This window comes from Maribacter sp. PR66 (assembly GCF_028464205.1).
Taxonomy (GTDB): domain Bacteria; phylum Bacteroidota; class Bacteroidia; order Flavobacteriales; family Flavobacteriaceae; genus Maribacter; species Maribacter flavus.
In genome coordinates this window covers 40,430-57,384 of sequence record NZ_JAQPCH010000012.1, presented here as the reverse complement: position 1 = coordinate 57,384, position 16,955 = coordinate 40,430, and the positions used below count along the sequence as shown (strand labels likewise).

At 40.7% G+C, this 16,955-nt stretch carries 10 protein-coding genes; 1 reads left to right on the top strand and 9 read right to left on the bottom strand.

Annotated elements, in window-relative coordinates:
* The first annotated feature begins 5 nt into the window (after positions 1 to 5).
* Positions 6 to 1,478 (top strand): sulfatase family protein, encoded by a 1,473-nt coding sequence (locus PP181_RS16585; RefSeq protein WP_272637905.1) that lies wholly within the window; start codon positions 6 to 8, stop codon positions 1,476 to 1,478.
* Positions 1,479 to 1,509: 31 nt separating this feature from the next.
* Here PP181_RS16585 and PP181_RS16580 read toward each other — a convergent pair whose 3' ends face one another.
* The 9 genes from PP181_RS16580 to tsaD all read right to left on the bottom strand — a co-directional run bounded on the left by PP181_RS16580 (position 1,510) and on the right by tsaD (position 16,926).
* Positions 1,510 to 3,006, bottom strand: a complete 1,497-nt coding sequence (locus tag PP181_RS16580; RefSeq protein ID WP_272637904.1) for an FG-GAP repeat domain-containing protein — start codon at positions 3,004 to 3,006, stop codon at positions 1,510 to 1,512.
* A 128-nt stretch (positions 3,007 to 3,134) separates the two neighbouring features.
* Positions 3,135 to 6,452 (bottom strand): VCBS repeat-containing protein, encoded by a 3,318-nt coding sequence (locus PP181_RS16575; protein ID WP_272637903.1) that lies wholly within the window; start codon positions 6,450 to 6,452, stop codon positions 3,135 to 3,137.
* Positions 6,453 to 6,664: 212 nt separating this feature from the next.
* Complete coding sequence (locus PP181_RS16570) at positions 6,665 to 8,410, bottom strand: RagB/SusD family nutrient uptake outer membrane protein (RefSeq protein ID WP_272637902.1); 1,746 nt, start codon at positions 8,408 to 8,410, stop codon at positions 6,665 to 6,667.
* A gap of 74 nt (positions 8,411 to 8,484) precedes the next feature.
* Positions 8,485 to 11,793 carry a SusC/RagA family TonB-linked outer membrane protein gene (locus PP181_RS16565; RefSeq protein WP_272637901.1) on the bottom strand — a complete coding sequence of 1,103 codons (3,309 nt, stop codon included), beginning with the start codon at positions 11,791 to 11,793 and terminating at the stop codon, positions 8,485 to 8,487.
* A gap of 377 nt (positions 11,794 to 12,170) precedes the next feature.
* The gene (locus PP181_RS16560) at positions 12,171 to 13,364 is read right to left on the bottom strand and encodes a class I SAM-dependent methyltransferase (RefSeq protein WP_272637900.1); all 1,194 of its coding nucleotides are present in this window, start codon (positions 13,362 to 13,364) and stop codon (positions 12,171 to 12,173) included.
* A gap of 6 nt (positions 13,365 to 13,370) precedes the next feature.
* Positions 13,371 to 14,471, bottom strand: coding sequence for an AI-2E family transporter (locus PP181_RS16555; RefSeq protein WP_272637899.1), 1,101 nt, complete (start codon positions 14,469 to 14,471; stop codon positions 13,371 to 13,373).
* A 3-nt stretch (positions 14,472 to 14,474) separates the two neighbouring features.
* Positions 14,475 to 15,122, bottom strand: a complete 648-nt coding sequence (locus PP181_RS16550) for a DUF4159 domain-containing protein (protein WP_154920835.1) — start codon at positions 15,120 to 15,122, stop codon at positions 14,475 to 14,477.
* 64 nt (positions 15,123 to 15,186) lie between these two features.
* Complete coding sequence (locus PP181_RS16545) at positions 15,187 to 15,894, bottom strand: 16S rRNA (uracil(1498)-N(3))-methyltransferase (RefSeq protein WP_272637897.1); 708 nt, start codon at positions 15,892 to 15,894, stop codon at positions 15,187 to 15,189.
* A 3-nt stretch (positions 15,895 to 15,897) separates the two neighbouring features.
* Entirely contained in the window at positions 15,898 to 16,926 is a 1,029-nt protein-coding gene (gene tsaD / locus PP181_RS16540) for a tRNA (adenosine(37)-N6)-threonylcarbamoyltransferase complex transferase subunit TsaD (RefSeq protein ID WP_272637896.1), read from the bottom strand.
* Positions 16,927 to 16,955 lie beyond the last annotated feature (29 nt).

Sequence of the window (16,955 nt, the reverse complement as noted above, 5' to 3'; positions counted from 1 at the left end):
ATATTATGAAAATAGCACATGCACTAGTTTTTTTGACTTTCTCTTTGTTTTTTCTTGGGAGAGGAAATTCCATGCCCAACAAAAAGCAGCCTAGGAACGTAATTTTCATTCTTACCGATGATCATCGGTATGATTACATGGGTTTTACAGGAAAAGTTCCCTGGTTGGAAACCCCAAATATGGATAAGCTTGCCAGGGAAGGAGCTTATTTGCCCAATACCTTTGTAACGACTTCCCTGTGCTCCCCCAGCAGGGCTTCTATTTTGACGGGTATGTTTTCCCATAGCCACACCATAGTGGACAATCAAGCACCAGATCCGGGCAACCTTACTTATTTTCCCCAGTATTTGGAGAAGGCCGGATATCAAACCAGTTTTTTTGGAAAGTGGCATATGGGCGACCATGGGGATGAACCACAACCCGGATTTACGCATTGGGAGAGTTTTCCAGGCCAGGGTGTGTATTACAATCCCACCTTGAACATAAACGGAGAAAGAATATCCTATAAGGACTCCACGTATATTACCGACCTATTGACAGAACATGCCATTGATTGGCTTGATAGCAGGGATAGGAAAAAGCCCTTTTTTATGTATCTATCCCATAAAGCGGTTCATGCTGGATTTCAGCCGGCCAAAAGACACAAGGGAAAGTACAAAGGAAAACGGATCGACCTCCCAACAACCTATGAGCAGACAAAAACAGGTGCCTATCGTGACCTAAAATGGCCTCAATGGGTAGCTGACCAACGGGTAAGCTGGCACGGTGTGGATTATATGTACCATGAAAATAGGGATATCCATGAGATGGTGGTGGATTATTGCGAAACCCTTTTGGGTGTCGATGAGAGCATAGGTGCCGTGATGGATTATATAAAAAAGGAAGGTCTGGACGCATCCACCCTGGTAATTTATATGGGGGACAATGGTTTTAGTTGGGGGGAACATGGATTGATAGATAAACGTCATTTTTATGAGGAGTCCGTTAAAGTGCCTTTATTGGTACGTTGTCCGGAATTGTTTGAGGGTGGAATCCGTCCGAAGCAAATGGTACAGAATATTGACATTGGACCCACCGTTTTGGCCGAAGCGGGAATAAAGCAGCCCGAGCATATGCCGGGTACTTCGTTTATTCCAATTCTTAAGGGGGAGGCCAATGAAAATACCCGAAAAGAAGTGTTTTATGAATATTATTGGGAATATGATTTTCCAATGACACCCACCGTTTTTGGGATGAGGACGGATAAATACAAATACATGAAGTACCATGGCATTTGGGACCGAAATGAATTGTATGACCTGGAAAACGATCCCGATGAAATGTATAACCTAATTGCAGATCCTGACAAACAGGAGATAGCCAAATCCATGTCCGCCGCCATATATGATTGGTTGGAAGAAACAGGAGGCATGCAGATTCCCTTAAAGCGGACTGTAAAGTATAGGTGGGGCGATTTTAAGCATCAGAATGAGCATTGACTTCTAGGGATTCGCAACCCCCTTAAGAAAATCACGGGTTTAAATTGTTTTCAAGAATCAAGAGATCCACTTCGGATTTACTCCAGGCCTCATTGAGATTATCCGGAACGGGAGTGAAGGAGTAACTAAAGGCGCTAAGAATAATATCCGTATCTCCGTCCTGATCCACATCTCCCGCATCCATTAACATCCATCGGCCCAGATCGCCAGTGTCCATACGATAGGGTTCAAATTGGAATGAATTGGCATTTTTGTTTTCCAAATAAACAAAGGAGTACGCAGGGGTTCGTTCATAATCCGGAAAAGTGGATAGAATTCCAAAGTCGATGTCCCCGTCTTGGTCATAATCATTGGAAACGACCCTAGTGGCACCGTTCATAGGATAAAAATAAGCTTCGGTAAAATTATTGTGGCCATCGTTGATATGGATTCGTAATCCGTGATACGGCTTGTGAACATAGCTTTTATCGGCATTATCGCCTTGTACGGTTATGAAGTCCTCAAATCCGTCGTTATTATAATCAATAACTTCAAACCAACTAGAACCGTACTCCGGACTGAACTGTATGGGGGTTTCCATTCTAAATTTTAAATCGGCCTCCTGATAAAAAATGGTAATGCCCTCCCTACCTTGTGAAGTTAGCACCACCAAATCATCTAGGCCATCTTTGTTCATGTCCTTAGCCATAGCCCTTGTACTTCCTGGTTGGTTCAATAATATCTGGTTTTTATAATTAAAATCCCCATTATGGCTTAGAAGGGTAAGTTTCCCTGTCAAATCCCCAAATTCACAGACCACAACTTCGTCATTGCCATCCTTGTCAAAATCATGGACAAGGCTATGAACAGGTCTATGTAACTGAATATTGGCTCGGTTTATTTTTCTCTTGCTGGGCTCGATAACACTTAAACTGCCCTGAGAGAGCTCAGAAGGGTCAAGATAACCAACATAGGTGAAATATTTTAAGGTGTCCTTTTGGGAGTAGGAGGTAAGTGCTTGCTCCGTACGTTCTGTTTTGGTGACTTTTTTTAAAATAGGATCATAATGAATTAATCTGCTATTTAGGTTGCCGGTTATTATTTTTTTCTGAACAGAATCAAATTTCAAAAATGTAAATAGCGCTCCCTTGATACTATCCAGAACTATTGGTTGCACCTTAAATTGGGATATTCCATTGGTTGGTGTCTTCACAATGCCCAGATCAAGGGAATCACCGGCCATTTTAAGAATATAGTCTTTGAGTAAATTCCAATCCTCTATGGATATACTAGGTTTTTCAGGATACACCCCGGACTGAACAATGGCAAATTGTTCCATGCGTGAAATGCCCTCATAGGGATCGTATGCCGTGTCCTTGATTCCCATACGCGCGCCCATATCCGGTAAAATGCCATCTTTCCAAATATGTTTAGGTAAGTTATCGATATCCGGAAGCAGATGGCAACTCGCGCAATAAGACTCATAAAGTGCTACAGCTTTTTTCTCCTTCGGCTCACATGAAATCAAGGATGTTATTACAGCAAGCAAAAAAAGGAGTTTCATGTTGGAAGACATTGTCATGCTATTTAAAAGAAGAAATCTTTCCTTTGGTTCAATCCTAATTAAGGGGAAGTGCTATCCATACATATTTTCGATAAAGGCGGATAAATAAAATACTACTCATTTTTAAGAAAAACTCTTAGCGGGCCCCTGTTCTGTGAGACCACAATGAATGGATTACTCTCGTTGGCATTATTTACAATGGTAATATCCTTGGTATCACCTTGAGCTACAAACCCACTTTTTTGGATATCGACAACAGAAAAATTACCCTTTCCATCCCCTTCCAACAAAAATCCGTTGGAGGCATCATATTTTCCAATAAATACCTCGTTGCCATAGTCGTTCCCAACCAATAGAACATCGTCATTGCCATCGTTGTTGTAGTCCGTTACCGCGATACTGTTGATCGGTGCCATTTGTGTTTCCCAAGGTAGTTCCTTATAATTGAACGTGCCATTACCTAAATTTTCCACGTATATGCTTCTATCAAAATTTCCTGTCAATGTAAGGGCACCGTCCATTTCCTCTTCCGTGAACAAGGTGTTGATATCCGCATTTGCAAAGCTTTTATATGTATTGTATTTAGAACGGAACAAAGGACTCTGACCATTTAGATCGCCCCAAAACTTCAAGGGAAACGATCTGTATTCCGGATTGTCAAAGCTATACTTAAGATAGCTGAACATCACAGGGTCAACGGTGCCATTATTGTCGAAGTCTTTGGAGACGAGCTTGGTAGGTCTTTCAGGGGAAGGTTGGTAAAAATTGTTGGCCCCTAAATTCCCAACGATAAAATCCAAATCCCCATCCTTGTCAAAATCATGGGCAACGATGCTTTCCCAGAAACCGTATAAATCATCCATACCGGTCCCCTCCATTTTTGTTAGTTTTTCCCCATTGTTTTTGAAAACGGTAATTGGCATAAATTCCCCAATAACTATCAGGTCGTTAATTCCATCGGAATCCACGTCTGCCCAAGTAGCATCGGTGACCATACCTATATCACGTAATTCGGGACACATTGAATCGGTTACATCCACCAATGTACCATTTTCATTTTTTAAAAGATAGCTGCTTTCCGGAATGGGGTATTTCGCAAATGGTGTTCTGCCCCCTACAAATAAATCTATAAAACCATCTTTGTTAAAATCATTTGCGGCAACTACGGAGCCACTCTTTTTGATTTCAGGCAATTTATCCAAGGCAAGGGAAAAATTACCCTTTCCATCGTTAACAAGAATCCTATCCAGATAATAGCTGTCATCCGGTGTAAATTCATTGCTTCCGGACACGAAGTAAATATCAAGATCCCCATCGTTATCCAAATCAAAAAGGGCTATTCCTTCTTCCTCGTATTTTTTGTCTTCTTCTTCCTTGAATAACTCTCGTTGCAAAAATTGTCCATTCGATTCTTGCAAAAATAAAACCGGTGAATACCTGGCGGAACTACCCACAATGAAATCCTCCAGACCATCGCCATTGAGGTCTCCCGATGCCAAGCAAGGACCATTTTGGGTCAATTTATGCGGTAATATTCTTTGAATATTGAAGTCGATTACATCCAACTCCTTATGTTCATAATCCATTCCATATTCTTTTGAAACTTCGGTAAATAACTTTTGGTCCTTTTTGGGATTGAACGGAAATTCCAGGGATTTTACATCTATTGGGGAGGCTTCACTTTGTTTCAGTACCAAGGTTTGATTAGGCTGAACGCCTTCCAATTTTTGATAGTTGCCATTAGGCCATAATATCTCTAAAGAATTAATTTTTGCCTTATCGCCCAGACCAAAATGCACTATACCATCCAAGGAGGACATATAGCCTCTATACAAGTAGTTTTCATGGTATTGAAAAGTACCATCGTCAAAGCGCACAACTACTTTTGCACCTATGCCGTAGGTGTCCGAGTTTTTAAGGTTGATTCTTACATAGTTGTTTTCTGCCCCTAAGTTGTTTCTAAAGATGAAAGCAGGGTCGTTGATATTGTTAACAACATAGTCCAAGTCACCATCATTATCCAAGTCTGCAAATGCCGCTCCATTTGAGAAGGAAGGTATATTGAGACCCCATTCCTCACCTTTATCCTCAAATGTATCCTTACCGTTATTTACGTAAACATAGTTTGGAATCTTGATAGTAGGTATGGAATCCAAAATTTGACCTGGTTTCAAATACCTACTTACATTAAAATTGAAGTCCCCAAAATCAAGGTCGGTGATATCCCTAGGAAAACCATTCGTTATCAATAGGTCTTTATGGCCATCATTGTTCATATCCGCAAATAATGGCGACCAGCTCCAGTCGGTTTTAGAGACACCAGACATTAAACCGATTTCACTAAAGGGTACACCATTTCCGTTTCCTTTCTGCAACATGTTCCTGGAATATTGATATTCATAATTGTAACGTTCATTAAGGACATAGTTGGTGTAATTATTACTTGCTATGGTCGTCTTCAACCTTTGGTTGGTTTCACCCAACATATCCAAAGTGATGATATCCAAATAGCCATCATTGTTAAAATCCGATATATCATTGCCCATGGAGAATTTACTTTGGTGCTTCACAAATTCCGATATTCTATTGGTAAAAGTACCGTCCTGATTATTGATATACAGCAGGTCATTGGTGAGGTAGTCGTTGCTTACATATATATCTGGCCAGTTATCGTAATTGATATCCGCAATGGCCAAACCAAGTCCGTAGCCTTCTAAAGTGATGCCGGCTTCAAGGGAAACATCGGTAAAGGTACCATCCCCATTGTTACGATACAGATGGTCCGTGCTCAGCGCAGAGCCGTCCGTTATCTTTTCCCTGTAGTTGGAAGGAAGCACATGAATATCCACGTTATTGAGAACATAAAGATCTAAATCTCCATCTTTATCATAATCGAAGAAGGTGGCTCCCATACTGTTACTGCTATCTGCAATGCCATATTCTTTAGCCATCTCTTTGAAAGTAGGAACACCATTGGCATTGGGTCCTTGATTTACGAATAACATATTGGCCTTTTCTTTATCGGAATCCAACATGGCCGCACATACATAAATATCAAGGTATTTGTCATTATTTATATCTACCAGGGCAATTCCGGTACTCCATTTGTCAATTCCTTCAATCTGTGCCTCTGCGGAAATATCCTTGAATTTAAAGTCGCCTTCATTTAGGTAGAGTTTATTTGAAACTTGGTTTCCCGAGAAAAAAATGTCGGGCCTGTCATCATTATTGAAATCTCCAATGGCAACACCGCCTCCATTAAAAATATATTCACTTGTTAGAATATTAAAGCTGTCCGTTTCTATAATCCTATTGTTAAAATCTACGCCAGAACTTTTAGCTGGTATTTGGGTAAAGAGCTTTTCTTTTTCCTCTTGGCAAGATGTAAAGGCAAGGGCAATAAGAACTGTAATGCAAATTATTTTTTTCATTTTTAGTGCAATAGTTTTAATAATGATATTAGGATATCAAAAAAGCGATGATTTTAAATGGCTATAAACAAAGTTAATTAAACGGTAATGTTATAAAAATTTAGGAGTAGAAAAGCTTGTTGGATTAAACTTTCATTAATCAATTTTAGTTTTTGAATAATAAAAAAAGGGCGTGTTACACACGCCCTTTTCTATAAATATAGGTTGATTAATTAATAACCTGGGTTTTGGGATAATACATCCGAACCTTGAATGTCTATTTGCGTTTGTGGTATTGGATAATACTCGTTTTTACCAGCGGTAAAACTTGCTCCACCAAACTTTGTCACCAAATATTGGGATTCATAATCCAAGTACGCGTTCAATTCCTCCGCAGCTACGCCCCAACGAACCAAATCGAAGAAACGATGGCCTTCTCCGGAAAGTTCCAATTTACGCTCGAAACGTACAGCTCTTCTCGCGAAATCCTGATTTGGGAAAGAAGTATATTCAGAAATCACATAGTTTGCTGCTGGGCCACTTCCATCATATTCTTGTACCCAGAACTCAGAATTTGCGGCTCTTGCACGTACCCTGTTCACATATTCCAAGGCTTTATCCAAGGAACCTGCTTCTACTTCCGCTTCGGCTGCCATTAAAAGCACATCGGCAAAACGAATTATGGTATAGTTCATAGTTGCATAACCTCTGGTCCACGAGCTTCCATCCGTAAAGCTATTCTCCTGACTCCTATAGTAAATATACTTTTTAGGAGAGTAGGGACCCGCATAGGGGAAGCTACGAATCCAAGCGGAACCTGGATGCTCGATCCAATCCAAATATGGAATTCCTTTTCTACCAATGGAATGGTCAATTCTTGGATCTAATGGGTCTGGATCTTCTACGAAGGTCGATTCATCATTGTCATTTGTGAATACATGTCTGTAGATATTGTCCACTTCATTGGCAGGGTCATTGTATGAGCCATCCAAAAGTGGTAAGCCATCTGCACCGGTTCTAAAGGAGTTGGCCAATTCCATACTCGGTTGGAAGAACCCACAACAGTTCCCAGGACCGTCAGGGCCTGTATTATAAGGGTAATTCAAATCATCAAAGTAATTGGCATTTGCTGTACTACCAGTATTATTGGCAGATTCCACATCCATTACTGCTTCTGCATGGTTGTCATTTTCAGCATTGTAAATTTGGGCATAGTTATCCAAAAGGTCATAGGGCAATCCGTTTGAAGTAACACCTTGTTCTATGACTGTAGTGAACAAATCTTTGGCGGGACCAAATTTTTGCTGATACAGGTAGGCCTTTGCCAAGTAAGCTCCAGCTGCCCATTTATTAACCCTTCCGGGGCCATTTTCTGCAGGTAGATTGTCATATGCAAACTGAAAATCAGCCTCGATAAAACCCCAAACATCCGGTGTATTTGGAATACTCGGTATATCGGCAGGGAGCACAGTTTCATCAAACAATGGAATACTATTGAAGTGCTTCTTTAAGTCAAAGTAGAAATGACCTCTTAACAAACGTGCTTCCCCAGCAATACGTGCGGCATCGGCGGCTGATACATCAGTGGCCACTGCCAATGCTGCTAACACTTTATTCGCTCGACTAACTCCTTCAAAGCGACCATTCCATAAACTGTTAAAATCTCCAATGGTTGGATCAGCCTCGTATCTTTGAATTGGATTAATGGTCGAATAGTCACCAGCATCCGTTCCTTTGTTGGCTTCACCACCCATGATGGAGCCGGTTACCCAATGGTTGGGTCCTTCAAAACGATTGCCAAATACGCCATTTAATGCGGCATATGTGCCGATAAGTAGACCCTCAATTCCATCTTTCGTACCCACCTGAGCATCCGCTAAGGAGCCGGTAGGAAGTACTTCCAAGAATTCATCGTTACATGACACCCCTATCATAAGAAAGGACATCGCAGCAACGACTGTCTTTTTAAAATTAATCATAGTTTTCATAGTTTATTTTTACTTAAAGATATAATATATTTTGAACATAACTATCACAGTTTTATAACATTGAATTAGATTCCCACCTCAAGTGTTATCAAATATTGTGGTGCGACTGGATAGTTTCCTACATCGATACCAAAGTTGGTATCAGCTCCACCACCAATGCCTGGGTCAAGACCACTATAATTTGTTATAGTCCAAATGTTGTTTGCTGAAAGTCCTAATTTTAACCTGCTCAATCCAAGTCTATCTGTTATATCAGCGAAGTTATAGGCAAACGCCAGTCTTTGTAGACGAAGATAGGATCCATCCTCAACATACCAAGAGTTACCGACACCACTGGTACTTAAATTAGTAGCACTCTCCCAAATGGGGGCAGCAGCATTGTTTCCTAATTCAGGAGTCCAAGAACGCTTGGCGGCCTGACCTTTTGCAGAGCCTTCAAAAGTACCAAAGAAATCAGTGAACCATTTGGACTGATTAAATATGTCGTTTCCAACAGAAGCAAACCAATAAGTTTCAAATTCCAAATTTTTATAGCGTAAATTGATGGTCGCACCACCAGTATAATCTGGTACAGGACTTCCTATAAAAGTTCTATCATCTGGGGTAATTGCGCCATCCCCGTTAATGTCGGCATATCGGAATCGACCTAGACCCTTTCCATCCTGAGCAGGAGAGTTAGCTACTTCTTCAGCACTGTTGAAATAACCAATTACCTCATAACCAAAGAAGGAGGACAAAGGCTGTCCAACAGCATTTCTGGTAGCTTGAATTCCTCTGTATGTTTGACCGTCAAAAAAGTCAAGTCCCGGAGCCAATGCTGTAATCTCATTTTTAAGAAAGGAATTGTTAAGGGTGACCGTGAAGGAAAGGTCCTCTGTAAAATTACCCCTTCCAATAATTTGGAAATCGAGTCCAGAGTTGCTCATACTTGCAATGTTAACGGATGGTGCTTGTGCAAAATTACCGGTAACCCCAGCTAAAGGCAATTGGTACAATAGGTCATCAGTATCCTTTTTCCACCAATCTAAAACCAATTCTAATTTATTGTTGAAGAAACTTGCATCAAAACCTACATTCAGTGTGGTACTTGTCTCCCATTTTGCATCTGGGTTACCTATTCGACTTTGGGCGAAACCTTCATCGGCCCCACTGTTCTGACCTTGAATTGGATACCATGTGTTTCCTCTATTGGAGGCAAAAAGGGAGTACTGGTTATTAGGGTCAACGTTGTTCGAGTTACCCATTTGGCCCCAACCACCCCTTATTTTTAGGTCGGACACAACTTCTTGATTTTGCATAAATGGTTCTGAAATAACCCTCCAAGCAGCTGAAAATGCAGGGAATGTACCATAACGGTTATTGCCACCAAAACGAGAGGCACCATCCCTTCGTATAACCCCGGATAGATAATATCTCTCATCAAAGTTATATTCTAGAGATCCAAATGTAGAGAAGAAGTTAACCCCGTTGCCTAAGCTACTATTAACTACAGGACTTTGAACCACACTTAAATTTTGAAAGTCCAAATCTGTAGAGAAAGGATTGATACCAGATCCAGAAATTGACCTTCCTCTACCGGTATTCAAGGCTTCTAAACCACCAAGAAGCTTAACTTTATGTTTGCCGAATAATTTTTCATAGGTGGCCGTATTGGTGAAAGTCCATTGGAAACCGTAACCACTACCTTCTGAGAAGGTATTGCTGGCTTCTGGTTCGGAATCACCTAAATACCTGAAACCGTAATTCACAAAATAATTGTTGCTGTATCCTCCCCCTATACTGGTACGGACCACTAATCCATCCAAAGGTTTGATATCAGCATACAGGTTACCAAATCCACCAATGGAGTAATTTTTATCATCGCCAGCGTTAAGTACTTGCTGTCTTACAGGGTTTCTTGGGTTGTTAAAACCTGTGGCCCTCGTACTGGCAAAACTACCAAATTCGTCTCGTACCGGTATAATCGTTGGCATACGATAGGCGGATAAAATAACTGATTCGTCGTCAGCGCCACCAATACCTCCTTCACCTCCAAATCCACCTACTACAGAACGATAGGTAACTTGAAAATTCTCACCTATGCTTAACCATGGGGCTACATCCCACTCTGAGTTAAATCGCGCGGTATATCTAGAAAAATTGTTTTCAATAAGAATACCCGCCTGATTCTGTGCGGAGATTCCCATGTAGAAGCGACCGTTTTCATTGCCTCCATCAAAACCTAAAGTAACACGACTAAGGGGTGCAATTCTGGTCAACTCCTTGTACCAATTGGTTCCTTGAAGGTTTGGACGTATCAAGAACACATTATCAGGATTAGCCTCATAATTTGCACGTATTTGTGCTAAATTAATATCCGATTCAAACACACCATTTTGCCCATCTGCATGCAAATAATCAGGAAATCTTGGAGTAGGATTGGTTCCATATTGTGGATGGGTATACTGAGGTGCAGTACCATTCGCCCTTGCATTATTTTCATAGGCCAAATGGGTGAATTCGGCCATTTCCTGTGGACTAAGGTTTTTTGGTGCTCCACCAACATTAGGGTCGCTCACACCGCTCTGAATATTAAGTGAAATTCTAGTTTTTTGACGGCTTCTTGATCCTTGTTTCGTGGTGTATACCACAACACCATTAGCCGCTCTTGCTCCGTAAATCGATGCTGCAGCAGCATCCTTTAAAACAGTTGTTGTTTCAATGTCGTCCGGATTAAGAAACTCCGTGTTTTGAACTGGCACACCGTCTACTATATATAATGGTTCGTTACCTCCAAAAGCACCAAAACCACGTACACGAATTTGTGATGAGGTTCCTGGCTGTCCATTGGTCAATACTGTTACACCGGCAACTCTACCCTGTAGTTGCTGCTCTACGTTACCAGAGGGAATTGCAGCTAACTCCTCAGCCTTTACTATGGAAACTGCAGCCGTGGCCTCTCTTCTACTTGTAGTAGAGTAACCCGTTACAACGACCTCGTCTAATGCGGCTGCATCTTCGGATAAAAATACATCGACATTGGATTGGCCATTTACGGCTACTTCCTTCCTTTGAAAACCAATGTAGCTGAAAACCAATGTTGCTCCAGACTCTACATTAATAGTAAAGTTTCCGTCAAAATCTGTTTGGGTACCATTGGTAGTACCTTTTTCGACGACGTTGGCACCAGGTAGCGGCGCGCCATTTTCATCCGTTACCGTACCGGTAACAGTAGACTGTAAAGTTTCGTCCAACATAATTTTGTAGTTGGCAATTGTTGCATTTGCAGAAGCGAGTTGCACTCCTAAACAAATGACCATCGATAAAATCCCAGCTTTAAAAAAGGTAATACCTCTTTTGGATTTAACCGATTTGAAATCATGTTTTTGATTCATAATCCTTGTTGTTTGTTAGTTTAAATTAATCTCCTTGAACTGGTTTTTAAAGGGCTCTTCCGTGAGTGATGGAAATGTTAAAAAAAACCAAATTCAGCGTAATGATAACAAAATATTATGAAATATAAATAATGACCAATTCATTATTTTTTAAAATTAAGTGTCAAAAAATTACTTAAAATCTTGCGTATATGGTATAATTCACCGTTTTTATTGGCTTTGTAGAAATTTTGGTTCGTAAAATTTTAATAAATTGGAAATTTGCTAAATTTAACAGTATTGTCTCATGTTGTGTCAATAATTGCCAGTTTTAGCTGATTTCAAACGTTGTAGTCCGTTTGAAATTTGAGTTCAAATTCACACTTTTCAATCGGTTTTTAACTTTTGATTCGAGCTGCTGCAATAGCGGAAATGACTATCAAAGAATTTTTGGTATCCTTAGTAAAAAAAAGATAGTTTTGTCCTCCGTCCTCCAATTTGAATTTCTTTCGAATTTGGACAACGGTTTCGGGAAAATTTCGTGTTGTAATATTGGCTTTTTTTATCCCTAGTTGTTTGAAGCGTTTATTATTATAGGGAATGGTTTTAACAATTTCAAAAACCCTTCCTGGAAAAGACAATAAAGCTTCTGAGGTATATAGATGAGTATGTTCCTGTAATTTTTTTAGGCCGTATCTTTCGCTCACTAGATTGAATGCCCCAGATTTCATTATTGCGGCATTAGGCTCATAGAGATATTTTAAGGGTTTTGAGAACTCCGCCTGCGCATTTTCTTTTTCATAAAGGGCATATTGAAATGTTTCCGTATTGCCCTTGTTAAAATTGATTGTCCTTAAAAAGGGGGCTTTGCCAAAATCAGGTTTTAAATGCCACAACACTTCCTTGACTTCATTTTCAAGACTTACAATATGTATTTCGAATACCTGATCTAATTGTTCCAGCCCCATGGAAAGATCCAACATAGGTCCGGTTTTTATCAATATATTTTGTGATTTTGAGCGCAGTAATTCCAAATGTTTGGTAACATTCGGCTCACAGTCCTCCAAGAAAAACACTTTTTTGTTGCTTTGGTCCCTTCGGGAAGGATCAAGATAGATCCAATCCAAAATTTGCTTATTTTTTTCAAGAAAGGTAATTCCGTCCCCATACAGTACTTCTATGTTGGATACGCCAATTTGGGCAAAATTGTGTTTTGCAATCTCGGATACTTCCCTGTTCTTTTCAATGTGGAAGACCTTATCAATTTTCTTGGAAAAATAATAACTGTCAACACCAAACCCTCCTGTTAAGTCTGCCAGCGAATCTCCTGAAACTAAATCTGCCTTATACTGGGCACAAATCTCGGACGACGTTTGCGATAAATTCAGCTTGTTCGCGTAATAGATATTTTTGGTTTCAAACCAAGTAGGTAATTTCTTTTGGGCTTTTTTTTTGGATTCCAGTTGTTCCACAACTTCCCTGTTTTCAACAGCTGAGAACAGTTTCTTTCCTAAAAGGATTGTATGGATATCAGACCTAAAATTGGTGTCTATAAAATCCTGTACCTCCTTATTTAGTAGGTTTTTGTTCAAAGGACGCTAAAGGTTTTCGGTCAGGGATTTGACGATTTTGTTTTCGGAAAGAAATTCCTTGAGAATTACTTTAATGGCCGTATATCCCGGTACGGCTACGATCATCCCCACGACGCCGAACAAAAGCCCGGCAATGATGATCACCAGAAATATTTCCAAGGGGTGCGATTTTACACTGCTCGAAAATATGAAGGGCTGTGAGAAAAAATTGTCCACCAACTGACCGATCACCAGTCCGATTAAAACATAGCCAGTTTTTGGAAGGATTACCTCGCTAAAATCCGCTCCCAAATTGCTGGTCATGGTAAGTGTTATCATCAGGGCGCCACCGATCAAAGGTCCCACATAGGGAATTATATTGAACAGGGCGCAAAGAAAAGCGATCACGATTGCATTTTCGATACCCACGATCAAAAGCACTATGGTGTAGATGACGAAGAGTATAAAAATCTGAAGCAGCAGGCCAACAAAGTACCTGGAGAGTAAATTGTTTATTTTTTCTATGGAGTTGACCGTGCCTTTTTCCTTTGTTTTGGGAACAAAGATGAGAAGGCCGTTCTGAAACAGACTGCTATCCTTTAAAAAGAAAAAGGAGATAAACAAAACGGAAAAAAGACCAATACTTGCTGAGCTTAGAATGTTCAATAGGGAATTGAGAAAATTAGGAACAAAGCCAATATCCAATCCTTGAATGATGTTCCTTTCGATCTCTGAATCATGGATGACATCTTCCACCATATTCGAAGAAAGGCCAAAATATTGGGTGGTCTTGAGGTATAAGGTATTTATACTTCGCTGTAGTTCCTCAATATTCAGCAAGGAAAGGTTTTTGCTCTGTTCCGTAATCAGCGGAATGAAAAGTGCAAAAATGCCCGCTAAAACCCCTACCATAAAGATCATGGTCAAAATTACTGCCAGCGTATTGGGAAAATTCAATTTTCGTCTTAAAAAAAGAACAACAGGTCTTCCAATTAGGGCGATGACCGCTGCAGCTGCCAAATACGCCAAAACAGAACGTATCATATAGAAGAAATACAGGGTCAGCAGGATTCCTGTTACGATACCCAGGGCCCTTAAAATTCCGTTGGCAATGGTTTTGGAGGTCATTTTTTAGTTTTTAAACACATATGAGACGATATTCGCACCCATTTGTAGCGCTTTTATTCTTATTTCCTCCGGATCGTTGTGTACGGCGGCATCTTCCCAACCATCCCCAAGATCGGATTCCAAGGTCAATAATAAAACTAATCTATTGTTTTCAAATATGCCCAGTGCCTGGGGTCTTTTTCCATCGTGTTCGTGGATTTTGGGCAAACCCTGCGGAAATGCATACTCCTGCGAAAAAATAGGATGGTCCAAGCCAATTTCCTCCAAATTGCTGTTTGGGAATAACTCCTCTATCTCACCAATAATATATTCCCGCATGCCATAATTATCATCGATATGTAAAAAACCACCGGATAATAGGTAGTTCCTTAGGTTTTCCTTCTCTTCCGAAGAGAAGACCACATTACCATGGCCGGTCATATGGAGAAAGGGATACTGATAAATCGTATTACTGCCTACTTCTACGGTTTCTGGTTTTGTAGTTAAACGGGTCCCGATGTTGGAATTGCAAAAATTAATTAAGTTGGGCAGCGCTGTAGGGTTCGCGTACCAATCCCCGCCGCCCTGATATTTCAAAATGGCTATTTCCTGCGCTTTGGCCGATAGACTAAGACCTGCGGCCAAAAGTAACGTGACGATTAGTTTTCGCATCTTCGAAAGGCTATAAAATCAAAAATACACATTAAGTCCAAACAAAGATATTCCAATCCATTATTTAGCCATTATTGATAATGGCCACCGTGGTACAGGCTACAATTGCGGCGGTTTCCGTTCGTAATCGATTTCTGCCCATGGAAACGGGGAGGAAGCCTTTCTGTTTTGCGGCCTTTATTTCCCTGGCCGAAAAGTCACCTTCCGGTCCGATCAATATGGTAATCGGTTTGTCCGGGATGACCTTTCTTTTTAGTTCGTATTTTTCCGATTCTTCACAATGGGCAATGAACAGGCCGCCTTCCCTTGGTTCTTCTAGGATGTCATTAAAATTGGTCAATTCGTTCAATTTGGGCAAAAAGGCCTGATTGGACTGTTTCAAGGCCGACTGTATGACTTTCATATAGCGATCCAGCTTTATTGTTTTTCGTTCTGAATGTTCGCAAAGAACGGGTGTAATTTCATTAACGCCTATCTCGGTAGCCTTTTCCAAAAACCATTCAAAACGATCGTTCATCTTCGTGGGGGCAACGATCATATGGAGCCAATAATTTTGAGGATGCACCCTCTTCACCCCGGTAATTTCAACCGCGCATTTTTTGGGGTTACTGTCGGTAATTTTGGCACTTAGCATCAACCCCTTTCCGTTGGTAATCAGTACTTCATCGTTCACTTTTTTTCGAAGGACACGAACCATGTGCTTGCTCTCTTCCGCGTCAAAGAAAAATTGGGAAGAGGTCTCGTCCAAGTTGGGATTGTAGAACAATTGCATGATTTAGGATGTTAGGTTATAACGGGCTTTGGCGGAAGTATCTTGTTTCGCGAATTGGCCCGACTTGTATTTGAAATAGCCCACGATCCCTATCATGCCGGCATTATCCGTACAGAATTCAAAATTAGGCACATAAGTGTTCCATCCCATTTCTTTTTCGGCATCCTTCAGTGCTTTTCTAATACCTGAGTTTGCCGAAACACCACCCCCAATGGCAATATTTTTTATTCCCGTTTTTTTGACCGCCTTCTTTAGTTTTCCCATTAAGATATGTACAATGGTGAACTGGATGGAAGCGCAAATATCCGCAAGGTTTTCAGTAATAAAATCCGGGTTTTGGGAGGTCTCTTTTTGGATAAAGTAGAGGATGCTGGTCTTAAGACCGCTAAAGCTAAAATTGAGGTCCTTGACCTTGGGTTTTGGAAATTCAAAGGCATGCGGATTACCCATTGCCGCGTATTGGTCGATCAACGGTCCACCGGGATATGGCAAACCCAGAATTTTGGCACTCTTATCAAAAGCTTCGCCAACGGCATCGTCCAAGGTTTGGCCCAAGATCTCCATGTCAAAATAGTCTTTCACCTTTACGATCTGGGTATGTCCGCCACTAATAGTGAGGGCTAAAAAGGGAAATTCCGGAGCATTCATGTTTTCGTCCTTAATGAAATGGGCCAAAATATGGGCCTGCATATGGTTCACTTCGATCAAGGGGATCTCTAAAGCCAAGGATAAGGATTTAGCAAACGAAGTACCTACCAGTAGGGAACCCAACAGACCGGGTCCGCGTGTAAATGCTATGGCGGATAATTGTTTTTTATCGATATTTGCTTTGGCTAATGCTTGGTAGGTAACCGGGACAATATTTTGTTGATGTGCACGTGATGCAAGCTCCGGTACGACCCCGCCATATTCTTCGTGAATTTTTTGGGAAGCGACTACATTACTCAGCATGATATCATTTTTTAGGACCGCTACCGAGGTGTCGTCACAGGAAGATTCAATGGCCAAGATGTAAATAGTTTCGTTTTCCAACGGTTTTGGAATAAAAATTGAAAGACAAA

Excerpts from the sequence above, each read along its gene's own strand:
- PP181_RS16585 (WP_272637905.1), top strand. The coding sequence starts at position 6 with ATGAAAATAGCACATGCACTAGTTTTTTTGACTTTCTCTTTGTTTTTT.
- PP181_RS16570 (WP_272637902.1), bottom strand. The coding sequence starts at position 8,410 with ATGATTAATTTTAAAAAGACAGTCGTTGCTGCGATGTCCTTTCTTATG.
- PP181_RS16555 (WP_272637899.1), bottom strand. The coding sequence starts at position 14,471 with ATGACCTCCAAAACCATTGCCAACGGAATTTTAAGGGCCCTGGGTATC.
- PP181_RS16565 (WP_272637901.1), bottom strand. The coding sequence starts at position 11,793 with ATGAATCAAAAACATGATTTCAAATCGGTTAAATCCAAAAGAGGTATT.
- PP181_RS16575 (WP_272637903.1), bottom strand. The coding sequence starts at position 6,452 with ATGAAAAAAATAATTTGCATTACAGTTCTTATTGCCCTTGCCTTTACA.
- PP181_RS16550 (WP_154920835.1), bottom strand. The coding sequence starts at position 15,122 with ATGCGAAAACTAATCGTCACGTTACTTTTGGCCGCAGGTCTTAGTCTA.
- PP181_RS16545 (WP_272637897.1), bottom strand. The coding sequence starts at position 15,894 with ATGCAATTGTTCTACAATCCCAACTTGGACGAGACCTCTTCCCAATTT.